Raw genomic sequence first — 21,279 nt, 5'->3', positions numbered from 1 at the left:
AGCAAATTCAAAGAATATAATTATCGAAGAATTTACCATAGTTTTGTTTTTCTTTTTCTGTTATAATAACAATAATAAAGTGAATATATTCCAGATAATGTTGAAAGCAATAAAAGGGTGGATTATTATGCAAAAATCCAGATGGACAACTAGGGAAGGCAAACGTTATTTTATTATTTCTCTGTCTGCCGCGTACATGGCGTTACCCGTTATGGCAGATGTGCTGCCCGGTGATGTGACGGCCGTTTTGCCGGAGATTTCTGTTGCTTGTGCGGCGCCATCGTCGTCTGCAACTCAGCCTTCGATTACGCCTGAACAGGAAGCAATCGTGCAACGCAATGACCCCGGCGCCCAGCTGAACCAGGCCCGGGAATACATGGAGCGCCAACGTGTCATTCAACAGATGGAAGACGACCAGAAAAAAAAGAAGGCGCAGGTGGAAACCGGTGTAAAAGCACCGGAGGAGGCTGCCGCGTCCATTACCTTTATCCTGACAAAAGTGGAGATAGATAAATCTGAAGTGTTGTCGGAAGCGGAGCTGCAGAACATTACGGCGCCCTATATCGGGAAAACCATATCGCTGTCAGATTTGCGTACCATTACCGGGGCTATCAACAACCTGTATACCGACAAAGGCTATATGATTTGTAAGGCGTATCTGCCGCCCCAGCGGATCCACGGGGGCGTGGTGCAGATCAAACTGATGGAAGGCAGGACCGGACTGGTGACCCTGCAGGGGCTGAAGCATACCCGGGAAAAATATGTGATGGCCCGCGTACCGCTGAAGCCCGGTACTGTTGCCAATACAACCGCTCTGAACAAAGAACTGCAGCGCTTTAACGGCACTAACGATGTGCAGCTGCGCATCCTGGTCCATGCGGGAAAGGAATCGGGGACCACGGATTATGAAATTGCGGCCTATGAGCCGAAACAGAATCAGAGTGTTACATTGTATCTGGATAACAACGGTTACGAGACATCGGGCCGTTTCCGCCAGGGACTGTTCTATAACATCCGCAGCCTGACCGGCTTGCGCGACAGCCTGCGGATGCACTATATGCACAGCCGGGGTACCAACATGTACGGGCTGGGCTATTCTGTTCCGGTCAGCAAGCTGGGCACCCGGCTGGAATTCGATTACAGCGGCAATACGACAAAGATCATCAAGGGCGAAGCAGAGTCGCTGGATATAAAAGGAAATTCTTCTTCCTTCGGGATCGCCATCCGGCATCCCCTGCGGGTGGATAATAAGCGCCGGGATGAGGTAGGGCTGCAGTACCTGAACCAGAAATCCAAAACCAAGTGGCGTATAGCTGACTACTGGACTGAAGACAAAAGGAATACCTTTATTCCGTATATTTCCTTTACCCATTACGGGGACAGCAGTATTTTGTACCATAAGCACAGCTTCCCCATTACTAGTTTTAAAAATACATCAAATGGTGAATGGGAACAAAATTCGAACTACATAAGCTACCAGCTTAACATGTTGTACCAGAAGAAGTACAAGCACGGGCAGATGTTTTCCGCCCGGCTGGACGGACAGCTGGCGAATAACAAGGACCGTTCTTCGGCAGACCGCTTCTATCTGGGCGGCGCCAACCGTGTGCGTGGCTATGAGGAAAGCTTTGGTGTCGGCGGTAACAAGGGTGTGGCCGTTGGTCTGACGTACCAGGTGCCACTGGATAAAAAACAGAGATACAACGTCTTCACCTTCTTTGATTATGGCTGGATTTCCAACAATGTTGACACGAATACCAGCAGCTATTCGGCCTATTCCACGGGTCTGGGGATTTCGGCGTCCTATAAGAACCTGTATGCCAGCGTGACCCTGGGGATCCCGCTGAAACGGGAGTTCGAATTTACCACAAAAAAGGTCAGCAGAACGCGGATTGATTTTGTTGCTTCCGCGACATTTTGAGGCGAAGAAGATTGCTTACTATGACCGTAATAATCTGATCGAAATTGTCAATGACAGTTCGGCTTCCCCTGCTAACGAAGAGGAAATTACGGCGGATAGCTGTATCCAAAGAGCCTTGCAGTGTAAAAGCTGCAAGGCATTTTTACAGCTTACTCATTGTATTTAGTAACTGTTTGTGATAACATATTAACGAGGTCACGGCCTTGCCATGACCTCTTTTGTAGTTAATTCAGGAAATCGGTTTTCATGAAAAAACGCTTACTGGAACGACTGGCTGCGGTAAAGGAACTGAAGGCCGTGGCGGCGTTGTATAAGAAGAGAAAAGGCTGTGTACTTTCAGGGCTGGACGGAACCGTCAAAGCCTTGTATTTGTGCGCCCTGATACAGGCCGTGAAGGCGAAAACACTGGTACTTCTGGTGTCCGGACGAGACGCGGTGAGGGAATATCGGCAGACGCTGGCTTATCTGTATCCGGAACTGCCGGTGCTGGAGTTTTATCCCACGAACCTTCCCCGGGTACAGGCGGACAGCCGGAACCTGGAAATCCAGGCGGGGAGAGCGGCGGCCCTGCGTTTGGTTGCCGGCGAAGAGCCGGGCGTTGTATTTGTTACGGCAGAAGCGTTGCTGCAGAAACTGCCCCGGCCGTCCGGGGTAACTGAAAACAGCCTGGAAATTTCCGTGGGCGCTACACTGGAACAGGGGCGGTTTATTGAAATGTTGGCCGCTATGGGCTATGAACGGGCCGATGAAGTGGATACGATCGGGCAGTTTTCGGTGCGGGGCGGTATCATCGACGTGTTCCCCCTGAACAGCCAGAATCCGGCACGTATCGAATGGTTTGATGCGGATATTGACGGCATCCGGTTTTACGATATCACTACCAAACGCTCTCTGACGAATACGGAAACACTGCGGATCGTACCCCTGCAGATGCAGGGAGCGGAAGAGGTGTTTGATGCATACCTGCGGGACTACGGTGCTGCGGATACACTGTTTGTGATGGATGAACCGGCGCAGCTAAAGGAGACGCTGGAGCATCTGTATAAAGAAGGACAATCATATAAGGAAGAACTCTGGCCGCCGGACGAAATCTGGACTATGGAAGAAAAACAGCCGGCCGTGACGATTTCCGCATTGGATACAAACTACTTTAATGAATTCGAACATATGCAGGTGCCGGTGCGCCGGGTCACATCCTATAACCGCAGTATTGAGCGGTTGATTGAAGATTTGCAGAGCCTTCTGGCGGAAGGCATCCAGCCCTATATTATGATGAGCACGGTGCTGAAGGCCCGGGGTATCACGGAAAGCCTGAGGCAGCGGGGAATCCCGTCCGTCTGTCTGGCGGACGGGGCGGAAGACGCTGAAAAAGTGAATGTGGGTTTTGGAGAACTGTTCAACGGTTTCCGGTTCTGGAATGAAAACTGGCTGCTGCTGACGGAAAACGATATATACGGATTGCAGCGTCGCCGCCGTTTCAAGTCAAAGCATAAGGGAGCGAAACTCCAATACTTTACCGATATTAAAGGCGGCGATTATGTGGTGCATGATGTGCACGGCATCGGTCGCTATATCGGTGTGGAAACCATGTTGGTAGATGGCATGCATCGGGATTATCTGCTGTTGCAGTATGCAGGCAGCGACCGGCTGTATGTTCCGGTAGACCAGGTCGGACTTCTGCACAAATATGTGGGCAGCGAGGGCATCACGCCTAAGCTTTCCAAAATGGGCGGCGCCGACTGGAAACGCATGAAGACCAAAGCTTCCACGGCTATAACCCAGCTGGCAGAGGAGCTGATCCGTCTTTATGCCCTGCGGAAAATAACCAACGGCTATGCCTATGGGGCGGACACGGATCTGCAGCGTGAGTTTGAGGAACGCTTCCCCTTTGAGGAAACGCCGGACCAGATGAAGGCCATTGCCGAAATTAAGGCGGATATGGAAAAACCCATACCGATGGACCGGCTGCTGTGCGGCGACGTGGGTTACGGCAAGACGGAAGTGGCCCTGAGGGCAGCTTTTAAAGCGGTAATGGACGGAAAACAGGCGGCCCTGCTTGTTCCCACCACGGTACTGGCGCAGCAGCATCTGCTCACCTGTCGGGAACGACTGGAACCCTTTGGGGTTCGAATCGCTATGGTCAGCCGTTTTGTTTCCAATAAAGAAATTAAGCAGACGCTTAAAAAACTGGAGCAGGGTGATATTGATATCGTAATCGGTACCCACCGGCTGCTGCAGGCTGATGTGATGTTCCATGACCTGGGGCTTTTGATCATTGATGAAGAACAACGCTTCGGCGTGGCCCAGAAGGAAAAAATCAAACAGTGGAAACAGGGTATCGATGTGCTGGCTCTATCTGCTACGCCTATTCCCCGAACGCTGCATATGGCTTTGGTCAGCAGCCGGGATATGAGTCTCATCGAGTCGCCGCCGGAGGATCGTCTGCCGGTGGAAACCTATGTGGCGGAATATGACGAGGGCATGATTAAGGAGGCCCTGGAGCGGGAGCTGCGCCGGGGCGGCCGGATCTATTACATTCATAACCGTGTCAGCGGTCTTCCGCTGATTGCGGAACGGCTGCAACGGCTGGTGCCGGGCATCAATGTGCGCATCGGTCATGGGCAGATGAGTGAAGACAGGCTGGAAGACGCCATGATGTCTTTCTATGAAGGAAGTTGCGATGTGCTGCTGTGTACTACGATTGTGGAAAACGGACTGGACGTGCCCCTGGCCAATACGATCATCGTGGACGGTGCGGAGAATTTCGGTCTGTCTCAGTTGTACCAGATGCGGGGGCGGGTAGGGCGTTCTTCCCGTCTTGCCTATGCTTACTTTATGTACAGGAAGAACAAATCCCTCAGCGAGGTAGCGGCCAAGCGGCTGCAGGCCATCCGTGATTTTACGGAACTGGGGGCGGGTTTTAAAATTGCCATGCGGGACCTGGAGATCCGGGGCGCCGGTAATCTGCTGGGGCCTCAGCAGCATGGTTATATTGCCGGAATCGGATTTGCCGCCTACTGCGATCTGCTGGAGCAGACTATCAAACGGCTCCAGAACGGATCCCTGAATATGGAACGGGAACCGGATCCGATTCTGGAAATTCCGTTGAATGCCTATATCCCGGATTCCTATATTGCCAATCCCCGGTACAAGCTGGAATTGTACCGCCGTTTTGTAGATCTGGCCTGGGGGGAAGAAGAGGACCTGATGGATGAGATCATCGACCGTTTCGGAACCCCGCCGGAAGAGGTGGAACTGTTGTGGCGTCTGGCCAAAGTCCGAGCGGTATGCCGTAAACTGAAGATCCGCCGGATCAATGTGCGGGCCGGAATGATTCGCATCACTTTTGCAGAGCATTCAGAGGTGAACGGAAATGCGTTGGTGAAGATGGCGGAAAAGAACAGACGGTATATGAAGCTGGAACCCGGCAGGGAAATGGCGCTTTTGTTCCGGACGTCTTCGCTGGAAATCGAACCGCTGGACTGGCTTGAAAAGAATCTGGTAAAACTGATAAAATAGAGGAGACGAATTAATCAGCGTTTCCTAAAGCTGTAATAGGAGTCGTAAAAATGGGTAAGGATAAATTTCTGAAAGGAGCCTTGATTTTAACCGTAGCCGGGTTAATGGTTAAAGTCATCGGCTCGGTGAACCGTATCCTGCTGTCCCGTTTATTGGGAGGCGAAGGGATCGGTTTATATCAGATGGCTTATCCCATTTATCTGCTGATGCTTTCGGTCTGCTCGGCTGGCGTGCCGGTGGCGGTTTCCATTATTGTGGCGGAAAAGGTGGCCAAAAACGATTACGCCCAGGCTCACCGGATTTTTAAAGTCACGCTGGGTTTGATGGCAGTATTCGGTCTGTTTTTTGCCCTGACGTTGTACGGGTTGGCCGGTTTTCTCGTCAGCACTGGCTGGATTCGTGATGGCAGGGCCTATTATGCACTGGTGGTATTGACACCGGCGGTCTTCTTTTCCAGCATTCTGGCCAGTTTTCGGGGTTATTTCCAGGGTTATCAGATGATGACCCCGCCGGCGGTATCTCAGATTTTGGAGCAACTGGTACGGGTGCTGGTCATGATCGGCCTGGCTTATTTACTGCTTCCCCGGGGACTGGAGTACGCTGCGGCCGGCGCAGCTTTCGGTGCGGTGCCCGGCGGGCTGACAGGACTTCTTGTGCTCACCTGGTTTTACCGAAAAGCACGTAAGGAGTGGAAACGAAAAATCGAAGAGCAGACGGAAACGGTTGCTGAAAGCGTAGGATCTATCGCCCGCCGGCTGGTATTGCTGGCCATTCCTGTTTCCTGTGCCAACCTGCTGATACCGGTGACCAGCAGTATCGATATGCTGCTGGTCCCGAACGGATTGGGGCGTGCCGGCTTTGGAGTGGAAGCGGCCACTACACTGTTTGGTTATCTTACCGGCATGGCTCAGCCTCTTCTGATGATGGCCACAATTCCCACCCTGTCGCTGGCAGCCAGTCTGGTACCGGCGGTTTCGGAAGCCTGTACGCTGCGGTTGTCGGATGAAATTTTACGTAAAACGGAATCCGCTTTTAAAATATGTATGCTGGTGGTGGCTCCGGCTTCCGTAGGGATGTGGGCGCTGTCAGGTCCCATATCCGGCACGTTATACGGTACGATGAAGGCGGCACCCGTGATTGCCCATCTGGCTCCTTCCATTGCCTGCCTGGGAATTTTTCAGGTTACTACGGGGGCGCTGCAGGGCATCGGCAAAACGGCGATTCCCATGTGGAACATGTTATTTGGCGCCGTGGTGAAAGCGGTTGCAGTCTGGCAGCTGACATCGGTAGCGGCCTTCCATATTCTGGGTGCAGCCTGGGCCTCGAATCTGAATTTTGCGCTGGTGGCAGCAATCAATATCTTTTTCCTGTATCGGAACGGGATCCCGTTTCCGGTCAGGGACAGCCTGAAGATTCTGTTGGCTTCCCTGTGTATGGGACTGGCAGGGAAAATGGCTGCTCTGTTCTTTATGGATAAGGGAAGCATTGTTGTTGCTTTGCTTGCCGGCATGGCTGTATCCGTTTTGGTTTATGGAACGGCGGTCATGCTTTTGGGCTGTATGACCCGGGAAGAGGCGGCGCAGCTGCCGGTAATCGGGAAAATAATTCGGAAGTTTTGGAAATGATAAGCAACAGTACGGAGGGTGTGTACATGGGAACGGAACATAAAGCCGGCTTTGAAAACAGTAGAATGAAAGGCTCGCTGACGATCGTGGGCCTGGGACCGGGAGCGGCCGGTCATCTGTCTCTGGAAACGTTAAAACTTTTGGAGGAACGCTTTGTAATCCTCCGTACGGAGATACATCCGACCGTTGCGGAACTGAAACGCCGTGGCATTTCATATATTTCCTGTGACACCTGGTATGAAAAGGGAGCAACGTTTGAAGACGTATATGATAACATTTCTTCCTTTGTTATCGAACAGGCCGAAGACAAAGATGTGGTTTATGCAGTTCCCGGCAGTCCGCTGGTTGCGGAGCGGACAGTTGTGTTGTTGCGGAACAAAGCAGAGAAATTCGGTATACCTCTGACTGTTAAGCCTGCCATGAGTTTTCTGGATCTGGCGTATGTAAAACTGGGCATTGATCCTATCGACGGTCTGCGGATCGTCGATGCGCAGGAGTTTTCGGCTTTGGCGGATGCAGGCCGGTATCCCCTGATGGTGACGCAGGTTTATAATAAGATGGTAGCTTCTGACATGAAGCTATCCCTGATGGACGTTTTGCCGGACGAAACGGAACTGTATTTTCTCCGCAATCTGGGACTGGACGATGAAATCTGCCGGAAAATACCGCTCTTTGAGATTGACAGGCAGCCTGAAATCGACCACCTGACCAGCGTGTTTATTCCCCGTCAGCCGGAGGAGACGCTGCAATCGATGCTGCAAAATGCGAAAGATGAAAATGAAACCGCCGGATATTGGGAACGTTTCCCGCTGTTAAAGCGCAAAACGGCGTTTGATGTGCGCCCTCTGGCAGATGTGATGCAGGTGCTTCGCGAACCGGGAGGTTGTCCCTGGGACAGGGAACAGGATTTTGACACGATTCGTGCCAATCTGATTGAAGAATGCTATGAGTTTCTGGAAGCTGTGGATGACAAGGATACCCACGGCATGGAAGAAGAACTGGGGGATATCCTGATGCAGGTAGTATTCCATGCCCGTATGGCAGAAGAAAAGGGAATGTTTACGTTGCAGGATGTCATTGACGGCGTGACGGATAAACTGATTGAGCGTCATCCCCATGTATTCGGGACAGTTAAAGTAGCCAACAGCGATGAAGTCCTGACCAACTGGGAAGCCATCAAACTGCAGGAAAAACCGGAACGGGAGCGGGTGCTGGACGGTATCTATAAAGGGTTGCCTTCCCTGCTGCGGGCCCATAAAATTCAGAAACGGGTTGCCAAGGTGGGGTTTGACTGGACGGAAACGGACGATGTAAAGAAAAAAGTATTGGAAGAGTGGGAAGAGTTTAATGAGGCTGCCGCCCGACAGAATCAGGATGACATGGAAAAGGAATTGGGGGACCTGTATTTTTCCCTTGTAAACTTTGCCCGCCATCTCGGGTTGGAAAGCGAGACTGCGTTAAATCGTTGTAACAACCGTTTTGTAACACGCTTTGAACATGTGGAGGACCGGGTGACGGAATCGGGGAAAGAATGGAATGCGTATTCCCTGGAAGAATTAGACCGGTTCTGGGACGAGGCCAAGGAAGCAGAAGAGTAATTGCTTTCTGTAATACAGCAACTTTCTAAGAGGGGAGTATACGGTATGACCACTCACGACAGAGAAAAAAAGAGCCGTGTGGCAAGAGACTTCCGGCGGGTTCTGATTGTGTTGGTGATTATATTTGTGGCGATTTTGGGACGGCAGGAATATAAAATTCACCAGATTCAGAAAGAAACGGATGCGACCCGGAAGCGCGTCGAAGAACTGCAGAAAGTGCAGGCTGATCTGGAGGCGGAACGCAAGCGGCTATCCGACCCAAAATATATTGAAAAGCTGGCCCGTGAAGATCATAACTATGTAAAGAAGGATGAGGTCCCGATTTTTATCGTCAAGGATAAAGAAGGGCAGAACGGAAAAGCGGATACGGACGCCCAAAAAGACAAGAACACAAAGACGGGAAACAATGAAAAAAAGGCTGAAAATTAGCATTCATATTGACACTGGTTCTTTTCTGGTGGTAAAATTATACAGTCGTATTTTTAGAGCAGGAGGTTTTTTTGTTTTATGGCAATTGAAATTGGAGCTGTCGTAGAAGGTGAAGTAACCGGTATTACGAATTTTGGTGCGTTTCTTCAGCTTCCCGAAGGGAAAGTCGGACTGATTCATATTTCCGAGGTATCCAATGTTTATGTTAAAGATATACACGATTTTTTAAAAGAGCATCAGAAGGTCAGAGCCAAGGTGCTCTCAATTGATGACCGCGGTAAAATTGCTCTTTCCCTGAAACAGGTCGAAGAAAAACCGGAAACTCCTGCCAGGCCAGCCAGAGCAAAAGAAACGCCTGTTGTGGAGAAACGGAGCCCCCGTCAGGTAGGTCCGTTATCTTTTGAAGATAAGCTGTCCAAATTTCTGAAGGACAGTGATGACCGGTTGCTGGATTTACGCAGAAATACGGAATCCAAGCGCGGTGGCCGTGGTGCGAGCCGTGATCGGTAAAAAACAGGCACTCAGGAAGGGTGCCTTTTTTGTTTTTTTAGCCGGCATCGCCGGTGTGCAGTCTGACCATTTGACAGGCAGCGGAATACGGGATAGTCATGAAAGAAACAGTGTTGGATAAAGTTCCCCGCATTTTGCGGGAAAAACTGGACCGTACAAAAAACTATGTGGCGGCAGTCAGCGGAGGTGCCGATTCTTTGGCCATGGCAGACGCACTGCAGCGTTGCGGGTTCCGTTTTACCGTATGTCATGTAGAACATGGAATCCGGGGCAGGGAGAGTCTGGAAGATGCCCGTTATGTAGAGGCGTTTTGCCGGAAAATGGGGATTGCGTTCTGTTGCAAGGCGGTTGATGCGCAGAAATTGCGGGAAAACGAAAAGATGTCCCTGGAGGATGCTGCTCGGCGTCTTCGGTATCAGGCGCTTTTCCAATGTGCGGAAGAAACAGGGGCGGACTTTATCCTTACGGCACATCAGAAAGACGACCAGGCAGAGACGTTTTTGCTTCGTCTGCTGCGAGGTTCGGGCACGCGCGGTCTGGGGGCAATCCGGTTTCAGCATGATGCGGTATTGCGTCCTCTTCTTTCCCTGACAGCTGCAGAATTGCGGCAGTATTGTACAGACAGGGGGATTGTCTGGCGGGAGGATTCGTCAAACGAAGACCTGCATTATATGCGTAACCGTATCCGAAGAGTCCTTCTTCCCATGCTGGAGGATAATTTTTCTTCTTCTGTTACGGATGTTTTATGCAGGACGGCTGAACATCTCCAGGTAGACGGGGACTATTTGGAAGAGTTGGCTGAAGAGGAGTTTAAAAGAAGATGGATGCGTCCGGCTGTCGCACAGAATGGTGTGCTTCTAGCTGATAACTGGGAAATCATTCCGAAAGCCCTGCGCTTCCGGGTGCTGCGCCGGTTCTGGAATGATTCGGGGGCCCCGGAGGAATTATCCGGAGCCAATCTCGAGGATTTGGAGCAGCTGATAGTGAATCGTTCCGGCGGTAAAAAAATTTTGCTGCCTGGCAGTTGGCAAGCATTGTATTCTTATGATAAACTAATATTATTCTCTGAAGATAATGCAAGGACTTTGAAGCAGGATGACGGCTGGAGCTGTGCAGTGGATTTGACGGGGCTTTCCGTCGGGCTGTCTGACGGCGGGAGCACAGGAATTGAAGAAATTCCGTTTCCGGATCACAGAGTGGCACAGATTTCTGTTATTAAAGAGAGGCCGGCATATCAGTACCGGACACAGATGGCGTACCCATTAGCCCGGCTGAAGTGTCTGGGAAATACGCTGGTGTTCCGCTACAGGAAGCCGGGAGACAGGATTCTTCCTTTAAAAGGAACCGGACATAAAACCCTGAAAAAGTATCTGATAGAGTGCAGGGTGCCTGTGGAGGACAGAAACCGGCTGGTGGTGGCGGCGGCAGGGAATGAAATCGTATGGATTCCCGGTCTGGCCAATGCCCGGTGGGAAGAACAGAACGGCAGTTCAGAAGTACCGGCCCGGGAACAGGGCTGGCTGTTTATAAATATTAAATAAGGATGGTGTCTGTTATGCATGAAGACATAAAAGCGGTTTTGATTACCGAAGAACAGATAAAACAGAGAGTACAGGAGATGGGGGAACAGCTTTCCAAAGAGTATGAAGGAAAACGGGTCATCATCATCTGTCTGCTGAAAGGGGCGGCTTACTTTGCCTGCGACCTGAGCCGGGCTATGTCCATACCGGTTCGGATGGAGTTTATGGTAGCGTCTTCCTACGGAAACAGCACGTCAACCTCTGGCAGTGTGGCGGTCCGGCTGGACGTGGCGGACGATATTGCAGGCATGCATGTCCTTCTGGTGGATGACATCATTGATACAGGTCTTACCTTTGCCAAAGTTAAGGCGCTGCTGGAAACCAAAAAACCGGCGTCGGTAAAAACCATTGCTATGTGCGACAAGGAAGAACGCAGGAAAAACGGTATGCATGCGGATTATGTAGGGTTTACTATTCCGGATGAGTTCGTAGTGGGGTATGGCCTGGACTATGCAGGCGATTACCGCAATCTTCCTTTTATCGGTGTGTTGAAACCCGTGGTCTATGCCCGGACTTGATCCGGTGTACAGTTTTATAGATTTGTATTATTTGATTAAAATGGAAAGGAGGAAACGTTTTTGTTTAAGTTCTTTAAAAACGTTGCCTTTTATTTATTAATTGTTGTTGCAGCCATCTGGGTAATGGATCATTATTCGGCCGGCAACGCGAGTAAGACAGACATATCATATACGGCTTTTATGAAGCATGTACAGCAGGACGAGGTCCGGTCTGTTACGATCAGCGAGAACTCGATTACCGGAATGTTAAAAGACGGCAAAACCTTTACTACGGTTGCGCCCAATGATTCCACCCTGATTAGTACGCTTCGTTCCAGAGATGTGGAAATCAAAGCGGAACTGCCTCCCCAGACACCCTGGTGGGCAACCCTGCTGAGCACTCTTTTGCCTATGATTTTGGTTGTGGGCCTGTGGTTTATGCTGATGAACCAGAGCAGCGGCGGCAGCCGGATGATGAATTTCGGCAAGAGCAATGCCCGACGCTATGATGAGAGTAAGAATAAGATTACCTTCAAAGATGTAGCCGGTGCAGATGAAGCAAAACAGGAACTGCAGGAGGTTGTGGAATTTTTAAAGCATCCTCAGCGGTTTAATGCCCTGGGAGCCAAGATTCCCAAAGGCGTGTTGTTGTACGGTCCTCCCGGTACCGGTAAGACACTGCTGGCCCGGGCGGTGGCCGGTGAAGCTGGCGTTCCTTTCTTCAGTATTTCCGGTTCGGATTTTGTGGAAATGTTTGTAGGCGTCGGAGCTTCCCGTGTCCGTGATTTATTCGATCAGGCCAAAAAGAACGCACCCTGTATCGTATTTATCGATGAGATAGATGCCGTAGGACGTCAGCGCGGCGCCGGTGTGGGCGGCGGTCACGATGAAAGAGAACAGACGCTGAACCAGCTGCTGGTAGAGATGGATGGCTTCGGCATCAACGAAGGCATCATCATGCTTGCGGGAACGAATCGCCCGGATATACTGGACCATGCTTTATTGCGCCCCGGCCGGTTTGACCGGCAGATTGTCGTTGATCGTCCGGATATGCGGGGGAGGGAAGCGATTCTGAATGTACATGCCAAAGGCAAGCCCATGGCGCCCGATGTGGATATGGCTACCATTGCCAAACAGACAACCGGTTTTACTGGAGCGGATCTTGCAAACCTGGTCAATGAGGCAGCGCTGCTGACTGCCCGCCGCAATGCGCCTATGATTGATATGAAAGCCATGAATGAAGCGGCGGAGCGGGTAGTAATGGGACCGGAACGCCGCAGCCATCTTGTGAGCGACCCGGAGAAAAAGCTGACAGCATATCATGAAACCGGGCATACTCTGATCGGACTGCTTCACAATGATGTGAGCGTTGTACATAAGGTTACAATCATACCGCGGGGCCGTGCCGGCGGTTATACGATGAGCCTGCCCAAGGAAGACCGGAATTACCAGACAAAATCGGAAATGCTGGATGAATTGCAGATGCTGCTGGGCGGACGTGTGGCCGAAGCCATTGTCCTGAAAGATATTTCCAGTGGCGCCAGCAGTGATTTGCAGCGTGCAACCGCGCTGGCGAGAAAAATGGTCTGCCAGTACGGTATGAGCGACCGTCTGGGTTCCATGACTTTTGGGCATCCGGAAGAGGAAGTGTTTCTGGGCAGAGATATCGCCCGGGAACGGTACAGTAATGAAGTGGCGGCTGTTATTGATGAGGAAGTACGCCGCCTGATGGATGAAGCCTACAAAGGCGCGGAAAAGCTTTTGCAGGAAAATATGGACAAGCTGGTGCTGATTGCGGAAACTCTTATGCAGAAAGAAACACTGGATGGGAGACAGTTGCAGGAACTGATGAATCAGGGATATCTGACAGAGGATGGCCCTGCTCTGCAGGCGGAAGATCAGTCTGCCGAAGGGATAGGATGACAGTCAGTCATAAGAAGCAACGCAAGAATGAATCAATGTGCATAGAGTATTATCAGTGTTTGCTAAATCAACATAAAATGCGGAGGCGTTGTCATGCGTGCCAAGATTCTGGGTTTGTTGCGTGAAAGGGTGCAGGAGCCGGTATCGGGAGAGGAAATTTCTGCAAAGCTGGGAGTTTCCCGTACGGCCGTCTGGAAACATATCCAGTCATTGAAAAATGTTGGATATGATATTGAGTCAGTTCCCAAGAAGGGTTATATTTTACATAAATCTCCCGATCTTCTGAGTCCGGAGGAAATCGTTGCCCATTTGGAAACCAAATGGGTAGGTCACCATGTTCATTATTTAAAAGAAGCCAGTTCCAGCAATGAAGTGGGAAAACGACTGGCAGATCAGGGCTGTGCTGACGGTTTGGTCGTGGTAGCGGAGGAACAGACCCGCGGTAAGGGACGACTGTCCCGGGGTTGGTTTTCTCCTATGGGCTGCGGGGTTTGGTGCAGCGTCGTTTTTCGGCCGCCGTTTATGCCTTCGGAAGCATCTAAATGTACCTTATTGGCGGCTGTTGCCGTTATCAAGGCAATCAACAAGTATAAAGGTGTCAATGCCAAAATCAAATGGCCCAACGATGTCCTGTTGGAAGGGAAAAAAATGGTAGGCATCCTGACGGAGATGAGCGCTGAATTTGGCAAGATCAACTATATCGTCATTGGCACAGGCATCAATACCAACGTGCCGAAATCTATGATTCCCGATGAACTGAAAGATTTGGCTATTTCCGTGGCGGATGTGGCCCGGGAACCGATTCAGCGCGTGCAAATTCTGGCTGATTACCTGAAGAATATGGAAGATTTGTATGAGACGGTCTTAAGAGAGGGGTTTGGGCCGGTGCTGGATGAGTGGAGAACGTATTCTGATACTATCGGGCAGGCGGTAAAGGTCATCGCACCGGATAAAACCTATTTCGGGACGGCTGTAGATATTGACAAAGAAGGCCTGCTGATTGTAAAAAAAGAGGATGGAACGATGGAGAAAGTTATAGCAGGCGATGTTTCCATCCGGCCTGCTGCGGCTAAAGGAAAACGGTACTCCTGATTTGCAGTATGGGAATCCCTTTATTTATTATGTCGGCTGTATAATGTAATTTGCAATTTTATAGCTGGTAAGGAGGCAACATATGTTACTGGTAATTGATGTAGGAAACACAAATACGGTGGCTGGTATTTATGACGGGAAAAAGCTGGTAGATAACTGGCGCTTTTCTTCGGACCGTTCCAAAACGGCTGATGAGTTTGGTATGTTTATGAACAGTATGCTGAACTTTTCCGGATTAAAGAAGGAGCAGGTAACGGACATTATCATTTCCAGCGTAGTTCCTCCGGTACTGGTTCCCCTGTGTCATATGTGTGAGCGGTATTTCAATATCAAACCGCTGGTGGTGGGCCAGGGTTTGAAAATTGGTCTGCAGCTTCGGTATGAGAATCCGAAAGAGATTGGCGCCGACCGTATTGTAAATGCCGTAGCTGCTTATGACAGATACGCACATCTGAAACGGCCGATGATTATTATTGATTTTGGTACTGCGACAACCTTTTGTGCTTTGCTGCCTACCGGAGAATATCTGGGCGGCGCCATCTGCCCCGGTATCGGTATTTCTTCGGAAGCACTCTTCCAGCGGACTGCAAAGCTTCCGCGTATTGAGCTGATTCCGCCGAAAAAAGCAATCTGTGGAAATACGGTAGACGCCATGCGTTCCGGTATCATGTTTGGCTATTATGGACTGATCAAAGAGATTGTGGCCCGGATGAAAGAAGAGCTGGGCGGTGACGCATTGGTCATTGCAACCGGTGGCTTTGGCAATACCATGGCCCAGGGTACGGACTGCATTGACGAAGTCGATCAGATGCTCACGCTGGAAGGACTACGCCTTATTTTTGAAAAGAACAAAAAATAGACGGAAGACCTGTTGCGGACGGGAAGAGAGCTTTCCGTCCGTATTTTTATCTTACCAAAGGCTTTGTAACTATTATGAGAATAGGAAATATAGAATTAGATGTACCGGTGGCATTAGCGCCTATGGCCGGCATCAGTGATCTGCCATACCGGGTCATCTGTCGTAAATTTGGCTGCGGGCTTACAGTATCGGAAATGGTCAGTGCCAAAGGGCTGTTATACAAAAATGAAAAGACCTTTGCCATGTTGCAGATTGATGAGGCGGAACGTCCCACGGCCATCCAGCTTTTCGGTTCGGTACCGGAAGAACTGGCAGAAGCTGCCAGAATTGTGGAAGCCCGGGGCGCAGATATTATCGACTTTAACATGGGATGCCCGGTGCCGAAAGTGGTTAATAACGGAGAAGGATCCGCCTTAATGAAGACCCCGGAACTGGCGGGGAGAATACTGGAAGCCATGGTCAAAGCGGTTCGGATTCCTGTAACGGTTAAGTTTCGTGCCGGGTGGGACGAAGAACATCGGAACGCGGTGGAAATTGCAAGGATTGCTGAGGACTCGGGCGTTGCGGCGGTGGCTGTTCATGGCAGGACCCGGGATCAGTTTTATATGGGAAAAGCTGACTGGGAAATCATACGCCGGGTAAAAGAGGCCGTGAAGGTCCCGGTATTTGGCAATGGGGACATTTTTACCTTGGAGGACGGTCTGCGCATGCGCCAGACTACTAATTGTGACGGACTGATGCTGGCGCGAGGCGCCTATGGGAACCCCTGGCTGTTTGCACAGTTGCGTGCGGCTTTGACCGGACAGAAAATACCCACAGTAACGTTGGAAGAAAAGCTGCAGCTGATTATTCACCATGCAACTGCTCTTGTGGCGTTTAAGGGCGAAAAGGTGGCCATACGGGAAATGCGAAGCCACGCGTCTGCCTATATTAAGGGGATGCCCCGGGCTTCCGAATACAGGGAAAAGTTTCATAAGCTTGAAACGTTGCAGGAAATGGTAGAACTGGTTCATGAGTATGGAGCGTTTTTAAAGGTAAAATAAAGGGTATTGAAGCAGTAAAAGGGTTGAATCAGAAGTTTTCTCTTAAATTTTATCGAAGCTTGATTGTGTTATTTCGTGCAATGTGATACAATACACATTCGGAAAAATATCGTTGCAGGTAAGCTTGTTTATGGACTCGGTGGGAACAAAGAATTCTGGAAAAAAGAAAACGGTGATCAGTATCAGCATCGGTTCTTCCAAACGAGATGCCCGGGGAAGTCTTCTTTTAGGGGATACGGAAGTTTCGCTGGAACGAAAAGGTACGGATGGCGATATGGAAAAGGCTGCCCAGTTGCTGCATTTCTATGATGGAAAAGTAGATGCGATGGGATTGGGTGGAACGGATTTGTATCTGGTAGCCGGGAATCGTCGGTATGTTTTTGCGGAATCTGCAAAGCTTCTGAAACAGGTTAACGATACGCCGGTGTTAGACGGCAGCGGTCTGAAAAACACGTTGGAACGGATGGCTATCCGGTATCTGGCAGATGCACATGTTATTGATTTTAACGGTAAAAATGTGCTGCTTGTCTGTGCGGTGGATCGTTTCGGAATGGCGGAAGCGCTGGCAGAACAGAATTGCAGATTGCTGTTTGGCGATATCATTTACGGTCTGGGCTGCAACATTCCTATTCGGAGTCTTGCGGCTTTGCGGCGTTGGGCGTCGGTACTCGTTCCCATCATTACCAGACTGCCGATTAAATGGATGTATCCCACGGGGAAAAAACAGGATTCCCATATTAGCAGACATCCCGAGTATTTTGCAGACAGTGATGTCATTGCAGGGGATTTTCTTTTTATTAAACGGTTTATGCCAGCCCGTCTTTCTGGGAAAACAATCATTACAAATACGGTAACTGCAGCAGACCGGCAAATGCTGCAAGATGCCGGTGTTAAAACATTGATTACGACCACACCTTGTCTGCAGGGGCGGAGTTTTGGCACGAATGTGCTGGAAGCTGCAATTGTGGCTGCTTCTGGCAGTAAAAAGGCGCTGCAGCCGGAAGAATACGAAGTGTTTATTAGAAAATATAAAATCATGCCATCGATAGAACATTTTCAGTAAGGAGCAGGAAAGAATGGAAAGATTTGCGTTTGTGCTGCACCCTCTTTCATTAGAGGATATGCAGATGGTATCGCCTATGGTCAGGTATGTTCCTGATTTCCTGCTGGAATATATTTTGAAACAGAAAAAACCGTTTACGGTATCGCACATTACCGGAGTAAAGAGTCCTCATGCGGAAGCAGAGGGCTGGTTTGTAGGCTGTCCGCTGACGGCGAAGCAGATGGTGGAACTGCCGGAAGAGTTTGTCATCGACCGGATTGTGGAAACCGGAAAGATTGCAGAAGAGCTGGGAGCAAAAATACTCGGACTGGGTGCTTTTACTTCCATCGTCGGTGATGCAGGAGTTACGATTGCGGAACGTCTGAATATTGCAGTAACGTCCGGAAACAGTTATACGGTTGCGACAGCATTGGAAGGAACACGGGAAGCTGCCCGTCTCATGGGGAAAGACCTGCGGGACGCGGAGGTGGCTATTGTCGGAGCCAGCGGCTCCATCGGTTCGGCCTGCGCCCGTATCCTGTCCCGTGAGGTGCGGCACATCAATCTCATTGCCAGGCGTATTGCGCCGCTGGAAGAACTGGCGCAGGAACTGAACGGGCACGGTGCTGCCACGTTTTCGGTCAGTTCTGATGTGAAGTCCTGCCTGCATAAGGCGGATGTGGTGATCGCCGTGACCAGCGCGGTGGACTTTATTATTGATCCTGCTGATTTGAAATCCGGCGCCGTAGTCTGTGACGTGGCCCGTCCCCGCAATGTGTCCCGGAATGTCTCGGCACAGCGGAACGATGTTCTGGTAATTGAAGGCGGTGTGATCCATGTTCCCGGCAATGTGGATTTTCATTTTAATTTTGGCTTTCCGCCTCAAACCTGTTTTGCCTGTATGGCGGAAACCATGATTCTTGCACTGGAAGGGCGATACGAGAATTTCACACTGGGAAGAAATCTGGTTCCGTCTCAGATTGATACTATTTCCGGTTTAGCTAAAAAACACGGTTTTACACTGGCCGGATTCCGCAACTTTGAACATGCGGTGACAAAGGAAATGATAGAAAGCATCAGAGAGAATGTAAAGCTTTAAGGGATACTGATGGAACAGGTATGCTCAATTGCCGGCAGAGGCGATTGCGGATGTATCAACGGTCCTTTATTATTTGACAAGGTGAATATAAAAAATTATAATATTAATTAACCGTTTTTGCGTACCCTGTATCGTTATTAAAGAATGATACTATAAATATAGTGTAACATTGGAGGAATAATCATGACATCAAAAGAAACCATATTGACTGCAGAAGGTCTTGCAAAACTGGAGGCCGAGCTGGAAGAGCTTCGCACTGTCAAGCGCCTGGAAAATGAGGAACGGCTCCATGAAGCGATTGCTCATGGCGATCTGAGTGAAAACTCCGAGTATGTTTCAGCGAAAGATGAGCAGGCCCGTATTGAAGGCCGTATCCTGGAACTGGAACAGATGGTCAATACGGCCAAAGTTATTGACAATACAAAAAAACGGAAAACGAAGGTTGAATTAGGCGCTACGGTGGATATTGAAGATCTCAGCCCGGATTTTGAAGAAGACCGTCTGCAATCATATACTGTAGTAGGTACCACGGAAGCGGATCCTTTTGCAGGAAAGATATCTAACGAGTCTCCTATTGGAGCTGCGATTATGGGCAAAAAGGTTGGTACGGTGGTAACAGTACGTACGCCGGTAGGGGATCATCAGTATAAAATTATTAAGATTAAATAATCAGGAGAAACAGCATGGCAGAAGAAAAGAAGAATGTTCAGGGGAAGCAGGCGCCGGCAGCAATGGATATTAATGAGCAGATGCAGAATCGCATTGATAAGATGCATAAGCTGGAAGAGCGTGGCATCCGCCCCTTCGGTCACCGGTTTGACTGGACGCATCACACTAAGGAAATTTATGAAAATGTTGAGAAGATGGAAGCGGACGGAACCGTTGTCAAGGCGGCCGGCCGTGTGATGGCAATTCGTGGTCATGGGAAAACCAGTTTCCTTGATTTGCAGGACAGCACCGGAAAGATTCAGCTGTACACCCGTAAAGACATACTGGGAGAAGATAATTATTCTCTGATAAAGCTGATGGATATTGGCGATATTATCGGTGTAACTGGCACGGTGTTCAAAACCCACATGGGCGAACCGTCCATCCGGGTTGAAAATCTGGAATTCCTGTCCAAGGCACTGAAACCATTTCCGGAGAAGTGGCACGGGCTGACGAATGTGGATTTGCGTTACCGGCAGCGGTATCTGGATCTGATTGTCAATCCGGATGTCAGAGATGTATTTATTAAACGTACTCAGATTATCAAGAGCATTCGTGAAATTTTGGATAACGAAGGTTATCTGGAAGTAGAGACTCCGGTTCTGAACACGATTTCCGGCGGCGCTACGGCCCGTCCTTTCATTACCTATCATAATGCACTGGATATTCAGCTGTATCTGCGTATTGCGACAGAACTGAATCTGAAACGGTTGATTGTCGGCGGTTTGGAGCGGGTATATGAGATTGGCCGGATTTTCAGAAATGAAGGCATCGATATCAAACACAATCCGGAGTTTACCAGTCTGGAACTGTATCAGGCTTATGGCGATATGGATTCCATGATGGATATTACCGAAAAGATCGTAACGGAAACGGCGCAGAAAGTTCTGGGAACGTTGCAGATCGTATACGAAGGACAGGATATCAACCTTGCCGGTCCCTGGCCGCGTATTACCATGATTGATGCTGTTAAGCAGTACAGCGGCAAAGACTTTAACGGTGTTACCGATTTGGCGGTAGCCCGTCAGATGGCAGACGATGCGCATGTTGAATATGAAGAATCCTGGGGCATTGGCAAAATCATCAATGCTTTCTTCGATGAATTTGTGGAAGACAAACTGATTCAGCCTACATTTATTTACAAATATCCGAAAGAAATCTCGCCGTTGGCTAAAAGCAGCGTAGAAGATCCGGAAATTACAGACCGGTTTGAGGGCTTTATTTATGGCCGTGAGATTTGCAATGGCTTTACGGAACTGAATGATCCGATCGACCAGCGGGAACGTTTTGTAAAACAGATGGAAGAGCGTGCTGCCGGTGACGAAGAAGCCGGCATGATGGACGAAGATTTCATTAATGCTCTGATGCATGGCCTGCCTCCGACAGGAGGACTGGGAATCGGCATCGATCGTCTGGTTATGTTCCTGACAGGCGCCGTTTCAATCCGCGATGTATTGCTGTTCCCGACCATGAAACCGCTGGCGCAGGAAAAAGCGCAGAGTGATGAGGACGAAGAGGATCACAAATAAAGTATGTGAAGAAGTTTAGTGTAACCTGAGACTGAATCGGAAAAGATTCCGGGTTTCAGCATTTAAAGAGAGGCGTAAGCCTCTCTTTTCTGCATTTTTCCAGGCCTTTTCGGTAATCGAAAGCATTAAAAGTAATGACTCTAAAAAACTTTTGATTTTTTTGAAAAAAGGTGTTGACAAAGGAAAAAAGAAGTGCTATTATAATCAAGTCGTCAGTTGACGGCAAGGAACCTTGAGAACTGAATAACGAACCAAATGAATGTGCGGGTCAGTCCCTTTTGGGACAGACCTAACGAAGTCAAAAA

16 protein-coding genes are annotated in these 21,279 nt (G+C 49.7%); all 16 read left to right on the top strand.

What is annotated here, in order from left to right:
* Window positions 1-127 precede the first annotated feature (127 nt).
* The 16 genes from QZV31_RS08475 to lysS all read left to right on the top strand — a co-directional run bounded on the left by QZV31_RS08475 (window position 128) and on the right by lysS (window position 20,974).
* Window positions 128-1,921: a POTRA domain-containing protein gene (locus QZV31_RS08475; RefSeq protein WP_295359598.1), complete on the top strand. Its 1,794-nt coding sequence runs from the start codon at window positions 128-130 to the stop codon at window positions 1,919-1,921.
* A gap of 246 nt (window positions 1,922-2,167) precedes the next feature.
* Window positions 2,168-5,440: a transcription-repair coupling factor gene (mfd, locus tag QZV31_RS08470; protein ID WP_295359597.1), complete on the top strand. Its 3,273-nt coding sequence runs from the start codon at window positions 2,168-2,170 to the stop codon at window positions 5,438-5,440.
* A 50-nt stretch (window positions 5,441-5,490) separates the two neighbouring features.
* On the top strand, window positions 5,491-7,065 hold the full coding sequence (locus QZV31_RS08465; RefSeq protein WP_295359596.1) for a polysaccharide biosynthesis protein: 1,575 nt from the start codon (window positions 5,491-5,493) through the stop codon (window positions 7,063-7,065).
* A 26-nt stretch (window positions 7,066-7,091) separates the two neighbouring features.
* Complete coding sequence (gene mazG / locus QZV31_RS08460) at window positions 7,092-8,663, top strand: nucleoside triphosphate pyrophosphohydrolase (RefSeq protein WP_295359595.1); 1,572 nt, start codon at window positions 7,092-7,094, stop codon at window positions 8,661-8,663.
* A gap of 45 nt (window positions 8,664-8,708) precedes the next feature.
* On the top strand, window positions 8,709-9,092 hold the full coding sequence (locus QZV31_RS08455; RefSeq protein WP_295359594.1) for a septum formation initiator family protein: 384 nt from the start codon (window positions 8,709-8,711) through the stop codon (window positions 9,090-9,092).
* 78 nt (window positions 9,093-9,170) lie between these two features.
* Complete coding sequence (locus tag QZV31_RS08450; RefSeq protein ID WP_295359593.1) at window positions 9,171-9,602, top strand: S1 RNA-binding domain-containing protein; 432 nt, start codon at window positions 9,171-9,173, stop codon at window positions 9,600-9,602.
* 98 nt (window positions 9,603-9,700) lie between these two features.
* Window positions 9,701-11,143, top strand: a complete 1,443-nt coding sequence (gene tilS, locus QZV31_RS08445) for a tRNA lysidine(34) synthetase TilS (protein ID WP_295359592.1) — start codon at window positions 9,701-9,703, stop codon at window positions 11,141-11,143.
* Window positions 11,144-11,157: 14 nt separating this feature from the next.
* Window positions 11,158-11,700, top strand: coding sequence for a hypoxanthine phosphoribosyltransferase (hpt, locus tag QZV31_RS08440; RefSeq protein ID WP_093730958.1), 543 nt, complete (start codon window positions 11,158-11,160; stop codon window positions 11,698-11,700).
* A gap of 60 nt (window positions 11,701-11,760) precedes the next feature.
* Window positions 11,761-13,602, top strand: coding sequence for an ATP-dependent zinc metalloprotease FtsH (gene ftsH, locus QZV31_RS08435; RefSeq protein ID WP_295359591.1), 1,842 nt, complete (start codon window positions 11,761-11,763; stop codon window positions 13,600-13,602).
* Window positions 13,603-13,695: 93 nt separating this feature from the next.
* On the top strand, window positions 13,696-14,694 hold the full coding sequence (locus QZV31_RS08430; protein WP_295359590.1) for a biotin--[acetyl-CoA-carboxylase] ligase: 999 nt from the start codon (window positions 13,696-13,698) through the stop codon (window positions 14,692-14,694).
* 82 nt (window positions 14,695-14,776) lie between these two features.
* Window positions 14,777-15,553, top strand: a complete 777-nt coding sequence (locus tag QZV31_RS08425; protein ID WP_295359589.1) for a type III pantothenate kinase — start codon at window positions 14,777-14,779, stop codon at window positions 15,551-15,553.
* 74 nt (window positions 15,554-15,627) lie between these two features.
* A complete protein-coding gene (gene dusB, locus QZV31_RS08420; protein WP_295359588.1) occupies window positions 15,628-16,596 on the top strand; it encodes a tRNA dihydrouridine synthase DusB in 969 nt (322 codons plus the stop codon).
* Between the two features lie 130 nt (window positions 16,597-16,726).
* The gene (locus tag QZV31_RS08415) at window positions 16,727-17,659 is read left to right on the top strand and encodes a quinate 5-dehydrogenase (protein ID WP_093730952.1); all 933 of its coding nucleotides are present in this window, start codon (window positions 16,727-16,729) and stop codon (window positions 17,657-17,659) included.
* 13 nt (window positions 17,660-17,672) lie between these two features.
* Window positions 17,673-18,737 carry a shikimate dehydrogenase gene (locus QZV31_RS08410; protein WP_093730953.1) on the top strand — a complete coding sequence of 355 codons (1,065 nt, stop codon included), beginning with the start codon at window positions 17,673-17,675 and terminating at the stop codon, window positions 18,735-18,737.
* A gap of 183 nt (window positions 18,738-18,920) precedes the next feature.
* Entirely contained in the window at window positions 18,921-19,406 is a 486-nt protein-coding gene (gene greA, locus QZV31_RS08405; RefSeq protein WP_093730954.1) for a transcription elongation factor GreA, read from the top strand.
* A 14-nt stretch (window positions 19,407-19,420) separates the two neighbouring features.
* A complete protein-coding gene (gene lysS / locus QZV31_RS08400) occupies window positions 19,421-20,974 on the top strand; it encodes a lysine--tRNA ligase (RefSeq protein WP_366508705.1) in 1,554 nt (517 codons plus the stop codon).
* The last annotated feature ends 305 nt before the right edge of the window (window positions 20,975-21,279 follow it).

It is taken from the genome of uncultured Succiniclasticum sp., from assembly GCF_902793885.1.
Classification (GTDB): domain Bacteria; phylum Bacillota; class Negativicutes; order Acidaminococcales; family Acidaminococcaceae; genus Succiniclasticum.
This window is presented reverse-complemented; position numbering and strand designations above follow the sequence as displayed.

What these genes read in the sequence shown, in the direction of transcription:
- QZV31_RS08465 (WP_295359596.1), top strand. Translation starts at nt 5,491, where the DNA reads ATGGGTAAGGATAAATTTCTGAAAGGAGCCTTGATTTTAACCGTAGCC.
- QZV31_RS08455 (WP_295359594.1), top strand. Translation starts at nt 8,709, where the DNA reads ATGACCACTCACGACAGAGAAAAAAAGAGCCGTGTGGCAAGAGACTTC.
- QZV31_RS08475 (WP_295359598.1), top strand. Translation starts at nt 128, where the DNA reads ATGCAAAAATCCAGATGGACAACTAGGGAAGGCAAACGTTATTTTATT.
- mfd (WP_295359597.1), top strand. Translation starts at nt 2,168, where the DNA reads ATGAAAAAACGCTTACTGGAACGACTGGCTGCGGTAAAGGAACTGAAG.
- hpt (WP_093730958.1), top strand. Translation starts at nt 11,158, where the DNA reads ATGCATGAAGACATAAAAGCGGTTTTGATTACCGAAGAACAGATAAAA.
- greA (WP_093730954.1), top strand. Translation starts at nt 18,921, where the DNA reads ATGACATCAAAAGAAACCATATTGACTGCAGAAGGTCTTGCAAAACTG.
- QZV31_RS08430 (WP_295359590.1), top strand. Translation starts at nt 13,696, where the DNA reads ATGCGTGCCAAGATTCTGGGTTTGTTGCGTGAAAGGGTGCAGGAGCCG.
- mazG (WP_295359595.1), top strand. Translation starts at nt 7,092, where the DNA reads ATGGGAACGGAACATAAAGCCGGCTTTGAAAACAGTAGAATGAAAGGC.
- QZV31_RS08410 (WP_093730953.1), top strand. Translation starts at nt 17,673, where the DNA reads ATGGAAAGATTTGCGTTTGTGCTGCACCCTCTTTCATTAGAGGATATG.
- QZV31_RS08415 (WP_093730952.1), top strand. Translation starts at nt 16,727, where the DNA reads ATGGACTCGGTGGGAACAAAGAATTCTGGAAAAAAGAAAACGGTGATC.
- lysS (WP_366508705.1), top strand. Translation starts at nt 19,421, where the DNA reads ATGGCAGAAGAAAAGAAGAATGTTCAGGGGAAGCAGGCGCCGGCAGCA.
- tilS (WP_295359592.1), top strand. Translation starts at nt 9,701, where the DNA reads ATGAAAGAAACAGTGTTGGATAAAGTTCCCCGCATTTTGCGGGAAAAA.
- QZV31_RS08425 (WP_295359589.1), top strand. Translation starts at nt 14,777, where the DNA reads ATGTTACTGGTAATTGATGTAGGAAACACAAATACGGTGGCTGGTATT.
- QZV31_RS08450 (WP_295359593.1), top strand. Translation starts at nt 9,171, where the DNA reads ATGGCAATTGAAATTGGAGCTGTCGTAGAAGGTGAAGTAACCGGTATT.
- dusB (WP_295359588.1), top strand. Translation starts at nt 15,628, where the DNA reads ATGAGAATAGGAAATATAGAATTAGATGTACCGGTGGCATTAGCGCCT.